The following is a 14,474-nucleotide window of genomic DNA, read 5'->3' as shown; positions in this document are numbered from 1 at the left end:
ACCGCGGCGACGCCGCAGACCGGCGACGCCGGCACCACGACCGGCGCGGTGACGCCGCCGGCCACCGACGGTGTCGCCGCCGCGACTCCGGCCGCCGACGCCGTGAACGGTGCCACCGGGACGGCGGGTGTCGACGCGTCGTCCGGTGCCGACGGGACCCCGGCCGGCGACGGGACGGCGGACGCCGCCGGTTCGGCCGGTGGCCGGGCGGCCCTGGCCGACATCGAGGAGGCGATGAAGGACGTCGTCGACCCCGAACTCGGCATCAACGTGGTCGACCTCGGCCTGGTGTACGGCGTGCACGTGGACGACCAGAACGTCGCCACCCTGGACATGACGTTGACCTCGGCGGCCTGCCCGCTCACCGACGTGATCGAGGACCAGGCCCGGCAGGCGCTGACCACCGGCCCCGGCGGGGGACTGGTGGACGACATCCGGATCAACTGGGTCTGGCTGCCGCCGTGGGGCCCGGACAAGATCACCGATGAGGGGCGGGACCAGCTCCGCTCGCTCGGTTTCAACGTCTGACCCCTGGTCGACCTCGCGGGCACGGCACCCCTGACCGGGTGCCGTGCCCGCGTCTTTCCAGCCGGACCGACCCACCCGCCGGGGGTGCTCACCGCAGTGGGTGTCCAGGTCCGCCGGCCGTCGCACCGTCGCCGCCGACGAGTCGACCACCCCGGTCGTTCCCCGTTTTTGTGGCAATTCGGTGGCCTGGTGGCGGGTGGCGGCCGATGATGGGCCGGTGATCGAGGCGTACCCGAAGCAGAGCCCTGTCCGGGCGGCCACCGCCGCGCGTCGACAGCGGGCCCGTCCGGGGTGCGGATCGGCCCGTCCCCGATCGTCGTGACCGCCGCCTTCCTGGCCGGGTTGGTGGCCGGCTACGGCGTCGCCGTGCCGGTCGGCGCGATCGCGGTGCTCATCCTCGGGCTCAGTGCCCGAACCTCCTTCCGGGTCGGTGCGGCCGCCGCGCTCGGTGTCGCCACGGCGGACGGGCTCTACGCCGCCGTGGCGGTGCTCGGCGGCGCGGCGGTGGCCGCCGTGGTCGCCCCGGTCGCCGGTCCGCTGCGGGTGGTGGCGGCGGTGGTGCTGCTGGCGCTCGCCGTGCACGGAGGCTGGCGGGCCTGGCGTCCCCGGCCCGCGTCGGGTGGCCCGGGGGCGGGCCGGGGGATCGACACCGCGGGGCGGGCGTTCGCCGGGGTGCTGGCACTGACCCTGCTCAACCCGGCCACCGTCGTGTACTTCACGGCGCTGGTCCTCGGCCGTGCCGACGCGGCGCGGGCGGCACCGGCAGCGGCGGCGCTGTTCGTCCTCGGTGCCTTCGTCGCCTCGGCGAGTTGGCAGTTGCTGATCGCCGGGGGCGGCACCCTGGTCGGCCGGGTGCTGGCCGGCCCGCGTGGCCGGCTGGTGACCGGGCTCCTCTCCAGCCTCATCATCGCCGCACTCGCCGTCGCCGTGCTGGTCGTGCGGTGAGCCGTCCGTCGGTCCGGTCGGTCGTGCGGTGGGCCGCCCGTCGGGCGGTCGGCCCGGCTGGTCGTGCGGTGGGCCGGCCGTCGGACCGGCTCGGGTGGGCCACCGGTCGGTCGGCACGGCGTGTGCCGTCGTCCGCCCGCCGTGGGTCAGGTGGGGTAGGAGCGGAACGCCGCCGTGCCGTACGGTCGGGTGATGAGCAGCCGACCCGCAGCCGGTGGCGGCCGGTGGGTCGAGGTCGATCCGACCCGGGTCGGGCGCTGGGCCGAGGGCTTCGCCGACCGGCACGGCCCGCCCGTCGTCTCCCCGCAGGGGTACGGGCTGCTGCTCACCGCCTCCGACGGCGCGACCGCCGAGCTGCACCTGCCGCCGGGTGCCCCGACCGTCGGCGACGCAGCGCAGGCGGTCCCGCCCCGACGCGTCGACGACGTGCCGCAGTTCGTCAGCGTCGCCACCGCGCCCCGCCGGCTCGGGCTGCTGCTCGCCCGCAAGGGCGCGGTGGCGGTCGGTGTGGCGTCCGGTGCGGAGTTGCTGGTCTCCAAGGTGGACACCCGCTACGTGCAGGGTCGTACCGCCGCCGGGGGCTGGTCCCAGCAGCGGTTCGCCCGGCGGCGGGACAACCAGGCGAAGGCGGCCCTGGGCGACGCGGCGGAACTGGCCGTACGCCTGCTGCTGCCGGCGGCGGCGACGCTGGCGGCGCTGGTCTGCGGGGGCGACCGCCGGGCCGTCGACACGGTCCTGGCCGACCGGCGGCTGGCCCCGCTCGCCGCGCTGCGTGCCGACCGGCTGCTCGACGTGCCCGAACCCCGGCACGCGGTGCTGGTCGGCGCGGTCGCCGCCGCCCGCGCCGTGCACATCCTGGTCCGCGATCCGGCCTGAGCGGGGCGGCACGACGACGGCGGCCGGGGGGCGTACGCCCCTCCGACCGCCGCGACGGTGCCGATGCGGTGCCCGGTCAGAGGCTGCCGCCGAAGGTGTCGCAGGACTTCGGGTCACCGGTGGTGTAGCCCTTGGTGAACCACTGCTTGCGCTGCTCGGAGGAGCCGTGGGTGAATTCCTCCGGGTTCACCGGGCGGTTGGCCCGCTTGGAGATGGCGTCGTCGCCGATCTTCTCGGCGGTGTCGATCGCCTGCGCGATGTCCTGCTCGGTGATGCTCTTGAAGATCTTCTGGCCCTGCTCGTCGGCGGTGCCGGTGGCGTTCTTGGCCCAGGCCCCGGCGTAGCAGTCGGCCTGGAGCTCCAACTTGACCGAGAGCGCGTTGGCGCTGCCCGGGTCCCGCTGCTGCTGGCGGCGCATCTGCGCCTCGGTGCCGAGCAGGTCCTGCACGTGGTGGCCGTACTCGTGGGCCAGCACGTACGGCTGGGCGAACTCACCCTCGGCACCGAGCTGGTCGGCGAGGGTCTGGTAGAAGGTCAGGTCGATGTAGACCAGGTCGTCGGCCGGGCAGTAGAACGGCCCGACGCCGGAGTCGGCCTGACCGCAGCCGGTGTTGACGCCCTGGCTGAAGAAGACCGTCTTGGACGGCTGGTACTGCTGGCCGAACCGCTCCGGCAACGCGGTACGCCAGTACGCCTGGATCGAGTTGACGTAGAGGGTGTTGCGGCAGTCCAGCTGCTTGAGCGCGTCGTCGGCGGAGCACTTCTGCGTAAGCGACGTGTTGTCGCCCGACTCGGCGCCGCCGCCGTTCATGGCGTTCAGGCCGAATCCACCACCCACCAGGGCCACCAGCACGGCGATGATGAGCCCGACGATGCCGCCGCGTCCACCCCCGCCGGGGATCGGGATGCCCATCCCGCCACCCCCGCCGGATCCCCGCCGGTCGTCCACCTGGCCGGTGTCGACCCGCGCGTTCTCGTTCAGCTCCATGTTGACCCCGATCACCGATTCGTCACGTCTGAGGGTTGCGGTACCGGACCGGGTCCGGACGGCGTTTCCGGTACCCGATGATCTTGCCCGGTAATCCGGGCGGCGCGTGTCGGGCCGCCCGGTACACTTGTCGGGTGCTGCGCTGCGAAGGCTGAATCGCCCCGCGCCGACGGGAACCACCGCCCGCCGGCGCTTTCGCGTGCCCTGAGTCAGCCCTTCCAGACCCCCGAGAGCGAGTACCGGAAATGATCAGTGTCACCGGCCTGGAACTGCGCGCCGGTTCCCGGATCCTACTGTCCGACACCACCCTGCGGGTACAGCCCGGTGACCGGATCGGACTGGTCGGCCGCAACGGCGCCGGCAAGACCACCACCCTCAAGGTCCTCGCCGGCGAGGGGCAGCCCTACGGTGGGCAGATCGACAGGCGCAGCGCCATCGGCTACCTGCCGCAGGACCCGCGTACCGGCGACCTGGAGGTCACCGGCCGGGACCGGGTGCTCTCCGCCCGTGGGCTGGACGTGCTGATGGCCCAGATGAAGGAGATCGAGCAGCGGCTCGCCGACGGCGTCGACGACAAGCTGGTCCGCCGCTACGGCGCCCTGGAGGACCAGTTCGCCTCGCTGGGCGGGTACGCCGCCGAGGCCGAGGCCGCCCGGATCTGCGCCAACCTGGGGCTGCCCGACCGGGCGCTGGCCCAGACCATCGGCACCCTCTCCGGCGGTCAGCGTCGCCGGATCGAGCTGGCCCGGATCCTGTTCCGCGACGCCGGGGAGAACGGCGGCGGCATCCTGCTGCTCGACGAGCCCACCAACCACCTCGACGCCGACTCGATCACCTGGCTGCGCGGTTTCCTCGCCAACCACAAGGGCGGGCTGATCGTGATCTCCCACGACGGTTCGCTGCTGGAGTCGGTGGTCAACAAGGTCTGGTTCCTCGACGCCACCCGTTCCGTGGTCGACGTCTACAACCTGGGCTGGAAGGCGTACCTGGAGGCCCGGGAGACCGACGAGCGGCGGCGTCGCCGGGAGCGGGTCAACGCCGAGAAGAAGGCCGGCGCGTTGATGGCGCAGGCCGACAAGATGCGCGCCAAGGCCACCAAGACCGTCGCCGCGCAGAACATGGCCCGCCGGGCCGAGAAGCTGATCTCCGGCCTGGAGGAGGTACGGGTCTCCGACAAGGTGGCGAAGGTCCGGTTCCCCAACCCCGCGCCGTGCGGCAAGACCCCGCTGACCGCGACCGGCCTGTCCAAGTCGTACGGCTCGCTGGAGATCTTCACCGACGTGAACGTCGCGGTGGACCGGGGTTCCCGGGTGGCGATCCTCGGGCTCAACGGTGCCGGCAAGACCACCCTGCTGCGGATGCTCGGCGGCCTGCTCCCGCCGGACACCGGCGAGGTGCACGCCGGGCACGGCCTGCGGCTGGGCTACTACGCCCAGGAGCACGAGACGCTGGACGTGGAACGCACGGTGCTGGAGAACATGCGGGCGGCGGCGATCGAGCAGTCCGACACCGACCTGCGCAAGATCCTCGGTGCCTTCCTGTTCTCCGGCGAGGACGTCAACAAGCCCGCCGGGGTGCTCTCCGGTGGCGAGAAGACCCGGCTCGCCCTGTCGACCCTGGTCTGCTCCGGCGCGAACGTGCTGCTGCTGGACGAGCCGACGAACAACCTCGACCCGGTCAGCCGTGAGCAGGTGCTCGACGCCATCGCCAACTACCCCGGCGCGATCGTGCTGGTCACCCACGACCCGGGCGCGGTGCTCGCGCTCAAGCCCGACCGGGCCATCCTGCTCCCCGACGGCGACGAGGACGCCTGGAGCGACGACCTGCTGGAACTGGTCGAGCTGGCCTGACCCGGCCACGACCCCGCCCGCGACGGCCGGCGGGGTCGGCTGCCGCGGCCAACGACCGGTGCTCAGTGGCCCCTGCCCCACCGGCCCGTGACCGGCCCGGCCGGTGGTCAGCGGCCCATGCTCGGCGGTCCGGCCGGTGGTCAGCGGCCTACGCCCGGCGGCTCGACGGTCCGGCCGGTGGTCGCCGGCCTACGCTCGGCGGCGCGGCGGCGGCGGCCCGGCCGGTGGTCAGCGGGCGAGGTCGACCAGCCGGCCGAGGACACCCGAGCCGACCAGGATCACCAGGCCGATGGCGACGAAGACGACCGGGACCAGCCAGTGCCCGGCCCGGCCGACCAGGCGGACCACCCGGGGATGCCCACCGAGCAGCGCGGCGGCACCGCACCAGGCGGCGACCAGCACGGCGAAGACCAGCAGGTAGACCAGCCCGGTGGCCGGGTCGAGGGAGCGGAACACCGGGACGTAGACGGCGATGTTGTCCGCGCCGTTGGCGATCGTCACCCCGGCGACGCCGAGCAGGCCGCCCACCACGGCCGGCGGGGTGTCGTCGTCGGTGCGGGCCAGCAGCGCCCGGACGCCGAGCGTGATCGGCAGCAGCCCGAGCAGGCCGGTCCACGGGTCGGGCACCACCAGCAGGCCGGCGGCGACGACCAGAGCCGCCGTGACGAGGGCGGCGATGCCCAGGTACTGCCCGGTCACGATCTGCCACGGGCGGGGTCGTCCGGTGCTCCGGGCGGCCACGAAGAGTACGGTCAACACCACGATGTCGTCGAGGTTGGTGGCCGCGAAGACGGCCCCCGCTCCGCTCACGCTGCCCAACAGGTCGGTCACGACCGGCAGGCTACGGGCCTCCCACGGGCGCGACCGCAGCGCGGTCTCCGCCGTGGATCGTCCGGAGCGTCACTCTATCGGGTTGGCGACACTGCATAGCGTGTCGGTTGGCGTGGAGTTGATATCTGGCGCATGATCGTTCGAGACGGTCTAATAGGTGGGACCGTATCGAACCGCACAGTCTGGGACGTGAGGAATCAACATGGCAGCCACTGGCACAGCCACCAGCACTGAGAAGGGTCGCCGGATCGTCGGAGCCGAGCGTCAGACGCTCGCCAAGGACCTGGTAAAGCGGTACACCGGCGGCGAGAGCATTCGCGCGCTCGCCGCTTCGACCGGGCGATCCTACGGGTTCATCCACCGCGTGCTCACCGAGTCCGGTGTGCAGCTGCGACAGCGCGGCGGCGCCCGGCGTCGCAAGAAGGCGTGACCCGCCTACCAGCGTCGTCCGTCAGCACGCCCCGGGCGGCCCGGTGACCGCCGAGACGACCGGGGTGCTACTGCACTGCGACGGGCCGGTCGCGACGGTCACGTTGTGCCGGCCCGACGTGCTCAATGCCCAGACCCCGGCGATGTGGCGCGCGATGAGCGACTTCTCCCGGGACCTGCCCGGCGACGTGCGCGTCGTCGTGGTACGCGGTCAGGGGCGGTCGTTCTCCGCCGGCCTCGACCTGTCGGTGGCCGGTGCCCAGGGTCCGGGCTCCTTCGCGGAGCTGTCCACCCTGCCCGAGCAGGAGTGCGCCGACCGGATCGCCGACTACCAGCAGGGCTTCACCTGGCTGCACCGACCGGACGTGATCTCGGTGGCGGCCGTGCAGGGTCATGCCATCGGCGCGGGCTTCCAACTCGCGCTCGCCTGCGACCTGCGGGTGCTCGCCGAGGACGCGAAGCTGTCGATGGCCGAGGTCACCCTCGGCCTGGTCCCCGACCTGGCCGGCACCAAGCGGCTGGTCGAGCTGGTCGGCTACGCCCGTGCCCTGGAGCTGTGCGCCACCGGCCGGCGGATGGACGCCGTCGAGGCCGACCGGATCGGGCTGGCCAACCTGGTGGTGCCGCCCGCCGAGCTGGACGCGGCCGTCCGGGACCTCACCGCCGGCCTGCTCGCCGGCAACCGGGACGCGGTTGTCGAGATCAAGGCGCTGCTCGCCGGTGCCGCCGGCCGTTCCCACCCCGAACAGCAGCGGGCCGAGCGCGAGGCACAGACCCGCCGGCTGCGCGATCTCGCCGGCCGCGGCGAATAGCCCACCCGCCGGGGGCGGGAACCGCGGCTACTCTGCCCGGAGCGAACAGCAGGGACTGCCCGGGAAGACCCGGGTTGCCGCCGAGGTTGTCGTAGGCGTCAGGAGAATCGACCCGACGGTGCGCGCTGCCCACGACGCGGAGGTGACCCATGAACCCGATGGCGGGCGGCAACATGGCCGGCTGGAGCATGCTCCGGTCGATCCGGCACGGTGACGACGTCTCCACGCACCGGCTAACCCGGGGCACCGCGAGAAGGATCATGGCGTTCGCCCACCCCTACCGGCGGGACATCGTCGTCTTCCTGGTGACCGTGGTCATCGCCGCCGTGATCGGGGTGGCCACCCCGGTGCTGGCCGGCCACGTGATCAACGCGATCAGCGGGGGTGGCCCCGAGGCGGGTGCGGTCGTCGTCCGGCTCGCCCTGATCATCGGCGCGCTGGCCGTCGCCGACGCGCTGTTCTCCCTGGTCCAGCGGTGGTATTCGGCGCGTATCGGCGAGGGCATCATCCTCGACCTGCGCACCCGGGTCTACGACCACGTGCAGCGGATGCCGTTGCAGTTCTTCACCCGGACCCAGACCGGTGCGTTGGTCAGCCGGCTCAACAACGACGTGATGGGCGCCCAACGGGCGTTCACCTCCACCCTGTCGGGGGTGGTCAGCAACGTCATCCAGTTGGTGCTCACCGCCGGGGTGATGTTCACCCTCTCCTGGCAGATCACCCTGCTGTCGCTGGTCCTGTTGCCGATCTTCGTGGTGCCGGCGCGGCGGGTCGGCCGGCGGTTGGCCGAGATCACCCGGGAGTCGTACGACCTCGACGCCAAGATGAACGCCACCATGACCGAGCGGTTCGGGGTGGCGGGCGCGCTGCTGGTCAAGCTGTTCGGCACGCCTGAGGTGGAGGCGGGCCGATTCGCCGCGCGGGCCGAACGGGTCCGCGACATCGGCATCCAGTCGGCGATGTACTCACGCACCTTCTTCGTGGCGATGCTGCTGGTCGCGTCGCTGGCCCAGGCGCTCACCTACGGGCTCGGCGGCTGGCTGGCGGTCACCGGGGCGGTCAGCGCGGGCACCGTGGTCACCCTCGCCCTGCTGCTCACCCGCCTCTACGGTCCGTTGACCGCGCTGTCCAACGTCCGGGTCGACGTGATGAGCGCCCTGGTCTCCTTCGACCGGGTCTTCGAGGTGCTCGACCTGCGCCCCGGCATCGAGGAGAAGCCCGACGCGGTGCCGGTCCCCCGGGGCGCCGGCCGGGTCGAGTTCCGCGATGTCCGGTTCCGCTACCCGGCTGCCGCCGACGTCTCGCTGGCTTCGCTGGAGGAGGTCGCCACCCTCGACCGGACGGCCAACGAGCCGGTGCTCAAGGGCGTCTCGTTCCGCGTCGAGCCGGGGCAGATGGTGGCGTTGGTCGGGCCGTCCGGGGCCGGCAAGTCCACGCTGTCCATGCTGATCTCACGGATCTACGACGTCACCGACGGCGCGGTGCGGGTCGGCGGGGTCGACGTCCGGGACGCCACCCTCGCCTCGCTGCGCGACGAGATCGGTGTGGTCACCCAGGACTCCCACCTGTTCCACGAGACGATCGCCGAGAACCTGCGGTACGCCAAGCCGGGCGCCACGGACGACGAGATCTGGGCGGCGCTGGCCGGTGCGCAGGTGGCCGACCTGGTCCGGGCCCTGCCCGACGGGCTGGAGACGACCGTCGGCGAGCGCGGCTACCGCTTCTCCGGCGGCGAGAAGCAACGCATCGCCATCGCCCGGCTCCTGCTCAAGGCCCCGTCGATCGTGATCCTGGACGAGGCCACCGCCCATCTCGACTCGGAGAGTGAGGCGGCGGTGCAGCGGGCCCTGTCCGTGGCGTTGGCTGGGCGTACCGCGCTGGTGATCGCGCACCGGCTCTCCACCGTCCGTGACGCCGACCAGATCCTGGTCCTCGACGGCGGCCGGATCGTGGAGCGGGGCCGCCACGAGGAACTGGTCGCGGTCGGTGGGCTCTACGCCGAGCTGTACCGCACCCAGTTCGCCGTCGTCGACTCGCCTGCCCCGTACGCCGAGGCGGACCAGCCTGAGCCGATCATCACCACCGTGCCGATGGGCACCTACGTCGCGCAGGAGGCGCTGCCCCCGGCCGTGGCCAACTGACGGGACCCCGTCCCGCAAGCGACCAGCGTGGTGACCCGGCTGGTGTTCTGCGGACCGGGGTCGGGGCACACCTCGGCTGCGTGCTGCCGCCAGTGAAACGAGGTCAGGCCAGGGGGAGCGGGCCCTGGCCTGGTCTCGCATTCCGAGGCGCTCCCCACGCCGGGTGCCGACGACACGTCCCACCGGCCGTCGGCACGACTCACAGGCTGCCGGCGCGGCGGCTGCCCGAGGCGGCGATCGTCAATTCGGTGCCTGTTCCGTCATCAGGTGCGACGGTAACTCAGAAGTACACCGTTTTGGTCTTCGTGTACGTGGTGTACTGGCTGCCCGGGTAGAAGGTGGAACCGGACACACTGACCTGGACGTTGGTGAATCCGTAACTGGAGACGAGATCGCCGGTGAAGGTCTCGCAGTTCTGGTAGTAGACGGTGTGGGTGGCCGTGGCGGTTCCGCCCTGGATGGTGACGCTGGCGCTCGGGTAGGTGCTCTGCCCGCACAGTGTCACCGAGTAGCTTGCCTGGGTGCTGCCTGTCGTCCCGGTGACGGTCCCGGTGGCGGTGCCGAGGGAATGGGTGTTGTTGTAGCCACCCTTGACCGAGACGTTGATCGATGACGTGCCCGCCTGGGCGCTGACCGCGGGGAACATGGCCACCGCGGTCGCCCCGGCGGCGCCTGCGGCGAGCAGGCGGATGAAGCGGGAAGAGCGGACTTGAGGCATAACTGCTCCTGATCTGCTGGAGAATTGCGTTAACGACGTGTGACCGATTGCGGACCCAATGTTAGACCAAGGTGAAGTCGAAAGCACGTTCGAAATAAATCTTCGTCAATAGGGTAGTGAGTCGGGTGCGCAATTTATTGCCTCAATGTCACCCTTTACCCGACACATCGTGAACGCGCCACCCCACGGACAGCGTGAGCCGGCACGCGGAGTGGACTGCTGGCCGTTCCCCGCCAGACGTCCCGGTGGTTCGCGGCGGTGTTCATGCGGTACGGGAAGGGGTCCATCTCGCCAGGGTGGTCACGCCGACCGGTCAGCCGGCGGGTGGCCGGCGATGACGGCGCGCAGCTCGCCGAAGGCGGCCCCCAGGGTCTGCGGGGTGAAGTGGGCGTTCAGGCCGCTGGGGTTGGGCAGCACCCAGAGCCGCGCACCGGCCAGCGGTTGCGGCTGCGGGCCGAAACCGGCCTTCGGCCGGGCGAACCCGATCCGGTAGGCGGTCACCCCGACCACGGCGACCCAGGTCGGCCGGTACCGGGCCACCTTGTCGGTCAGCGTCCGCGCGCCCGCCACCAGCTCCGCCGGAGTCAGTTCGTCCGCCCGGGCGCTGGCCCGCGCCACCATGTTGGTGATGCCCAGGCCGTACCCGGGCAGGGTGTCCTGCTCACTGGGGTGCAGTTGGCGCGGGGTGAAGCCGCCCCGGTGCAGGGCCGGCCAGAACCGGTTGCCCGGCCGGGCGAAGTGCCACCCGGTGGCCGCCGACCACAGGCCCGGGTTGATCCCGACGAAGAGCACCGTCAGCCCGGGGCCGATCACGTCCGGGATGGTGCGGTCCGCCGCCGCTGCCAGCTCCGCCCGGTCCGGTCGCCGTACCTCCGGCGTGCCCGGCCGGTCCTGCCGCCGTACCTCCGGCGTGCCTGGCTGGTCCGGTCGCCGTACCTCCGGCGTGCCTGGCTGGTCCGGTCGCCGTACCTGCGACGCGCCCGGCCGGGTCAGGCCGGCGGAGGGCCCGACCGGGTCGGACATCGCGTCGACGGTCGTGGACGGGCGCTCGGCAGGGGCCGGGGAGGGCCGCCCGCCGGCACCCCGACGACGGGCCGGTTCGGGGGTCGCGACGGCGGGAGGCGGTTCGGGGGCGGTGCGGCCCGGTTCGGCGGCCGGGGCTGGTTCGGGGGCGGCGGCGGGGCTGGTCGAACGGCGTCGCGGGGTCACAGGCTGCGCAGCGCGCCGCCGTCGACGGGCACGCTGACCCCGGTGACATAGCCGGCGGCGGGGGAGAGCAGGAAGGCCGCCACCCGCCCGAACTCGGCCGGATCGCCGATGCGGCGCAGCGGGATGCCGGCCTCCGCAGCGGCACGGGCCGCCGCGTCGTCGCCGAGCAGCTCCCGGTTGCGGTCGGTCAGGAAGCGCCCGGGCAGCAGGCCCAGCACCCGTACCCCGCGTGGGCCGTACTCGTCGGACAGGTCCTTGGCCACGCCGGCCAGGCCGGGCCGCAGGCCGTTGGAGATGCCGAGGCCGGTGATCGGCGTCCGGGCCGAGGTGGACAGCACCATACCGATCGCGCCACCGTCGGTGAGCGCGGCGGCCACCGTCCGGGCCGTCCGGACGGTGCCCAGGAAGACCGTCTCGAAGGACTCCCGCCACTGTGCGTCGCTGACCTGCGCGGCGGTGCCCGGGGGCGGCCCACCGACCGAGACGAGCGCCCCGTCGAGGCGGCCGAAGTGTTCTCCGGCGGCGATCACCAGCCGCTCGGGCAGGCTCGGGTCGGCCAGGTCGGCGACGAGACCGATCGCGTGGTCCGGCCCACCGAGTCGGTCGACCGCCCCGGCGATCCGCTCCGGCGTGCGGGCCGACAGGACCACCCGTGCTCCGTCCGCGACCAGGCACTGCGCGGTCGCGAAGCCGAGCCCCCGGGAAGCGCCGGTCAACACGTACACCCGATCGGTGAGTCCGAGATCCATGCCACCGATCCTGCCGCATCCGGCGGTGGGTGGCGCGGCGGGCCGGGGAGGCGAGCCGGTGGTCAGCGGCGGGCCGGTCGGAGCAGGCGTACCCGGCCGGCGATCTGGAGGGCGACGGCGTCGCCGCTGCGGGCCAGGGCCGGCAACCGGCGGCGGCGGGGCGGGTGCCGCCCGTCGTAGCGGTGGGTGGCCTCGCGGGCGGCCAGCTCCTGCGCGCCGAGCGGGGGGAGGGCGTCCCGGTCGCGCAGCCCACGTGCGAGGTCCCAACCGTCGCGCAGCGACCCGACGGTGGGTCGGCCGGACGCCCAGTCGGCGAAGGTGGCCGGCCAGGTGTCCCCGAGGCCGGCGGCGAGCAGCGGCCAGTGGCGGGCGACCTCGCCGGCCCGCTTGCGCAGCAGCGCCCGCCGGGCGGCGTCGACCCGGTCGGTGGCGAAGCCTGCGGGCAGCGGGGCCCCCGCGACCAGGGCGGCGACCAGCGCGGCCTGTCGGGCGGCCAGCCCCACCGGTCCGGTGGCACCGGGCGGCGGGGCCGACTCGACGGGGTGCGTCGGGCTCATGTGACGACCGGGTGGCCGGCAGCGGTGGCGAGGGCGTCCAGCTCGGCCCGCAGCACGTCGGCGGGTGGGTAGTGGCCGTCGCGTTCGAGCAGCAGGGCCGGCGGTCGGCGGCCGGCACAGAGCGCGCCGACCAGCTCCAACACCTCGGTGGGCACCGGATCGGTGTGCGTGTCGTGGTAGAGCCCGCCGTGCTCGGCCCCACCGGCCACGTGTACGTAGGCGATCCGGTCCAGCGGCAGCCGGTCCAGCAGGGCCTGCGGGTCCTCGCCCCGGTTGCGGGCGTTGGCGTACACGTTTGCCACGTCGAGCAGCAGCTCCGCGTCGGTGGCGTCGAGGATCTCGGTGAGGAAGTCCGCCTCGTCCAGCTCGTCGTCGGGCCAGTCGAACAGCGCGGCGATCGGCTCCAACGCCAAGGGCACCGGCAGCTCCGCCCGGGCCCGGCGGACGTTCGCCACCACCGCCGCCACCGCCTCCCGGGTGCGCGGCAACGGCAACAGGTGCCCGGCCTCCAGGCCGCCGGCCCGGACGAACGCGATGTGCTCGCTGACCAGTGGCGCGTCGACCAGCTCGGCCACCCGGGCCAGGTGCGTCACCCGGGCCGGGTCGACCGGGTCCGCGCCGCCGAGGGAGAGCCGCACCCCGTGCGGTACGACGGTCACGCCGCGCTCCCGCAGCCCGGCCAGCCCGGCCGGCAGGGGGTTGCCCGGGCTGAGCGACTCCGCTACCACCTCGACGAAGCGCAGCCCGGGCAGCTCGGCGACGAAGCCGGCGATCTCCGACCGCCAGCCGATGCCCACCCCCTGCGGCCCGGTCATCCGCCGCACCCGCCACCGCCGCCGCATCCTCCTCCGCCGCCGCAGGAGCTGCCGCCACCGCCCGACGAGCCGCTGTCGCCCGACGAGGTGCTGCCGCCGCACGTGACACCCGTGGAACCGGTGTAGCCGCTGCCGCTGCTGGCGTTCAACGCCTGCCGCTGGATCTCCGCCTGCGCGGCGAAGCCGGGGTCGAGCGCGTAGAGGGAGACGGTGCCGAACAGGGCCACCCCCATCGCTGCGCCGGCCGGACCGTAGGTCGCGTAGGCCGGGGCGGCGTCGGGGGCGAGGTGGTGGTTGCTGCTGCGCAGGCGACTCATCATCACGTTCGCCGTCCTGGTCCGCCGGGGCGTACGGGCCACCAGGGCGAACGCCACTGCGAGTCCGGCCAGGGCGAGCAGTAGCCAGCCGACCGGCCGGCCGTTGAACAGGCCGGCGACCAGCCGCACCACACCCAGGGCCAGGAGCACCAGCAGCAGGTTCCGTCCGCGCCGCAGGGCCCGTACCCCGTCGGCGTCGATCAGCAGGCCGCGCTGCTCCAACCCCTGCCGCAGCTCCTCCAGGGCGCGGGTCACCCCGGCGTTGCCGCGCAGCTCGCGGGTGGCGACCGACCGGCGGGCGGCGTGCCGGATCGCGTGGTCGAGCGGAGTGAGCCCGCTGGGTGTCGACCCGGCGGCGACCAACCGGCCGTTCGATGTGACGTCGATCGCGCCGGCGCCGCGCAGCCCACCCAGCGCCGCCCAGATGGCGAGCTGGTCGCCACCGTTGAGGTAGGCCACCTGCTGGGGTCCGAGCTGGTCCGTGGTGACCGTGTCGGGGCCGGCGGTCGTGCGGCGGCGGTGCAGCAGCGTGCCGACCACGGCGACGACGGCCACCAGCAGGTAGAGCTTCAGGAAGAGCGGCCCGGGGATGCCCCAGGTGTCGCCCTGTGCGGCAAGCGTGTTCATGAGCTGCTCCTGTCGCGCGAGGGGGTCGCGGCCTCATTGTGGAGCAGCCCCGCCACGCCGGCACCGGGGCGGTGGGCGAGTT

General features: G+C 73.4%; 15 protein-coding genes. 7 read left to right on the top strand and 8 right to left on the bottom strand.

Going from position 1 to position 14,474, the window contains the following annotated elements:
* The first annotated feature begins 102 nt into the window (after positions 1-102).
* The 3 genes from AB0K25_RS04080 (at position 103) to AB0K25_RS04070 (ending at position 2,349) form a co-directional block, all read left to right on the top strand.
* Entirely contained in the window at positions 103-528 is a 426-nt protein-coding gene (locus AB0K25_RS04080) for a metal-sulfur cluster assembly factor (protein ID WP_307799603.1), read from the top strand.
* 318 nt (positions 529-846) lie between these two features.
* Positions 847-1,473, top strand: a complete 627-nt coding sequence (locus AB0K25_RS04075) for a LysE family transporter (protein ID WP_219463715.1) — start codon at positions 847-849, stop codon at positions 1,471-1,473.
* Positions 1,474-1,665: 192 nt separating this feature from the next.
* Entirely contained in the window at positions 1,666-2,349 is a 684-nt protein-coding gene (locus AB0K25_RS04070; protein WP_219463714.1) for an acVLRF1 family peptidyl-tRNA hydrolase, read from the top strand.
* A gap of 76 nt (positions 2,350-2,425) precedes the next feature.
* Here the strand turns inward: AB0K25_RS04070 and AB0K25_RS04065 are convergent, their stop codons facing one another.
* A complete protein-coding gene (locus AB0K25_RS04065) occupies positions 2,426-3,337 on the bottom strand; it encodes a neutral zinc metallopeptidase (protein WP_219463712.1) in 912 nt (303 codons plus the stop codon).
* Positions 3,338-3,582: 245 nt separating this feature from the next.
* On the opposite strand from AB0K25_RS04065, the gene AB0K25_RS04060 reads away from it, so the two are divergent.
* On the top strand, positions 3,583-5,187 hold the full coding sequence (locus AB0K25_RS04060; RefSeq protein ID WP_219463710.1) for an ABC-F family ATP-binding cassette domain-containing protein: 1,605 nt from the start codon (positions 3,583-3,585) through the stop codon (positions 5,185-5,187).
* Between the two features lie 228 nt (positions 5,188-5,415).
* Here the strand turns inward: AB0K25_RS04060 and AB0K25_RS04055 are convergent, their stop codons facing one another.
* A complete protein-coding gene (locus AB0K25_RS04055) occupies positions 5,416-6,018 on the bottom strand; it encodes a cadmium resistance transporter (protein ID WP_363818332.1) in 603 nt (200 codons plus the stop codon).
* A gap of 202 nt (positions 6,019-6,220) precedes the next feature.
* Between AB0K25_RS04055 and AB0K25_RS04050 the strand changes: the two genes are divergently transcribed.
* The 3 genes from AB0K25_RS04050 (at position 6,221) to AB0K25_RS04040 (ending at position 9,400) form a co-directional block, all read left to right on the top strand.
* On the top strand, positions 6,221-6,448 hold the full coding sequence (locus tag AB0K25_RS04050; protein WP_007072022.1) for a helix-turn-helix domain-containing protein: 228 nt from the start codon (positions 6,221-6,223) through the stop codon (positions 6,446-6,448).
* Between the two features lie 43 nt (positions 6,449-6,491).
* Positions 6,492-7,259, top strand: a complete 768-nt coding sequence (locus tag AB0K25_RS04045) for an enoyl-CoA hydratase/isomerase family protein (RefSeq protein WP_208569179.1) — start codon at positions 6,492-6,494, stop codon at positions 7,257-7,259.
* A gap of 158 nt (positions 7,260-7,417) precedes the next feature.
* Positions 7,418-9,400: an ABC transporter ATP-binding protein gene (locus AB0K25_RS04040; RefSeq protein ID WP_363818819.1), complete on the top strand. Its 1,983-nt coding sequence runs from the start codon at positions 7,418-7,420 to the stop codon at positions 9,398-9,400.
* A gap of 280 nt (positions 9,401-9,680) precedes the next feature.
* On the opposite strand, the gene AB0K25_RS04035 is transcribed toward AB0K25_RS04040, so the two are convergent.
* The 6 genes from AB0K25_RS04035 to AB0K25_RS04010 form a co-directional block, all read right to left on the bottom strand.
* Positions 9,681-10,118 carry a hypothetical protein gene (locus tag AB0K25_RS04035; RefSeq protein WP_363818329.1) on the bottom strand — a complete coding sequence of 146 codons (438 nt, stop codon included), beginning with the start codon at positions 10,116-10,118 and terminating at the stop codon, positions 9,681-9,683.
* Positions 10,119-10,418: 300 nt separating this feature from the next.
* The gene (gene mug, locus AB0K25_RS04030) at positions 10,419-11,141 is read right to left on the bottom strand and encodes a G/U mismatch-specific DNA glycosylase (RefSeq protein WP_219463705.1); all 723 of its coding nucleotides are present in this window, start codon (positions 11,139-11,141) and stop codon (positions 10,419-10,421) included.
* Positions 11,142-11,323: 182 nt separating this feature from the next.
* Positions 11,324-12,076 carry an SDR family oxidoreductase gene (locus AB0K25_RS04025; protein WP_219463703.1) on the bottom strand — a complete coding sequence of 251 codons (753 nt, stop codon included), beginning with the start codon at positions 12,074-12,076 and terminating at the stop codon, positions 11,324-11,326.
* A 62-nt stretch (positions 12,077-12,138) separates the two neighbouring features.
* Complete coding sequence (locus AB0K25_RS04020) at positions 12,139-12,633, bottom strand: hypothetical protein (protein ID WP_219463702.1); 495 nt, start codon at positions 12,631-12,633, stop codon at positions 12,139-12,141.
* Positions 12,630-13,448, bottom strand: a complete 819-nt coding sequence (locus tag AB0K25_RS04015) for a DUF692 domain-containing protein (RefSeq protein ID WP_219463699.1) — start codon at positions 13,446-13,448, stop codon at positions 12,630-12,632. Before AB0K25_RS04015 ends, AB0K25_RS04020 begins: the two co-directional genes overlap by 4 nt.
* Positions 13,445-14,392, bottom strand: coding sequence for a TIGR04222 domain-containing membrane protein (locus AB0K25_RS04010; RefSeq protein ID WP_363818324.1), 948 nt, complete (start codon positions 14,390-14,392; stop codon positions 13,445-13,447). The genes AB0K25_RS04015 and AB0K25_RS04010 overlap by 4 nt, the downstream gene beginning before the upstream one ends.
* Positions 14,393-14,474 lie beyond the last annotated feature (82 nt).

The organism is Micromonospora sp. NPDC049257 (assembly GCF_040678915.1).
Classification (GTDB): domain Bacteria; phylum Actinomycetota; class Actinomycetes; order Mycobacteriales; family Micromonosporaceae; genus Micromonospora; species Micromonospora antibiotica.
This window is presented reverse-complemented; position numbering and strand designations above follow the sequence as displayed.

Coding starts and splice junctions, on each gene's coding strand:
- AB0K25_RS04010 (WP_363818324.1), bottom strand. CDS start 14,392: ATGAACACGCTTGCCGCACAGGGCGACACCTGGGGCATCCCCGGGCCG.
- AB0K25_RS04050 (WP_007072022.1), top strand. CDS start 6,221: ATGGCAGCCACTGGCACAGCCACCAGCACTGAGAAGGGTCGCCGGATC.
- mug (WP_219463705.1), bottom strand. CDS start 11,141: ATGTCCGACCCGGTCGGGCCCTCCGCCGGCCTGACCCGGCCGGGCGCG.
- AB0K25_RS04065 (WP_219463712.1), bottom strand. CDS start 3,337: ATGGAGCTGAACGAGAACGCGCGGGTCGACACCGGCCAGGTGGACGAC.
- AB0K25_RS04015 (WP_219463699.1), bottom strand. CDS start 13,448: ATGACCGGGCCGCAGGGGGTGGGCATCGGCTGGCGGTCGGAGATCGCC.
- AB0K25_RS04025 (WP_219463703.1), bottom strand. CDS start 12,076: ATGGATCTCGGACTCACCGATCGGGTGTACGTGTTGACCGGCGCTTCC.
- AB0K25_RS04060 (WP_219463710.1), top strand. CDS start 3,583: ATGATCAGTGTCACCGGCCTGGAACTGCGCGCCGGTTCCCGGATCCTA.
- AB0K25_RS04040 (WP_363818819.1), top strand. CDS start 7,418: ATGGCGGGCGGCAACATGGCCGGCTGGAGCATGCTCCGGTCGATCCGG.
- AB0K25_RS04070 (WP_219463714.1), top strand. CDS start 1,666: ATGAGCAGCCGACCCGCAGCCGGTGGCGGCCGGTGGGTCGAGGTCGAT.
- AB0K25_RS04020 (WP_219463702.1), bottom strand. CDS start 12,633: ATGAGCCCGACGCACCCCGTCGAGTCGGCCCCGCCGCCCGGTGCCACC.
- AB0K25_RS04035 (WP_363818329.1), bottom strand. CDS start 10,118: ATGCCTCAAGTCCGCTCTTCCCGCTTCATCCGCCTGCTCGCCGCAGGC.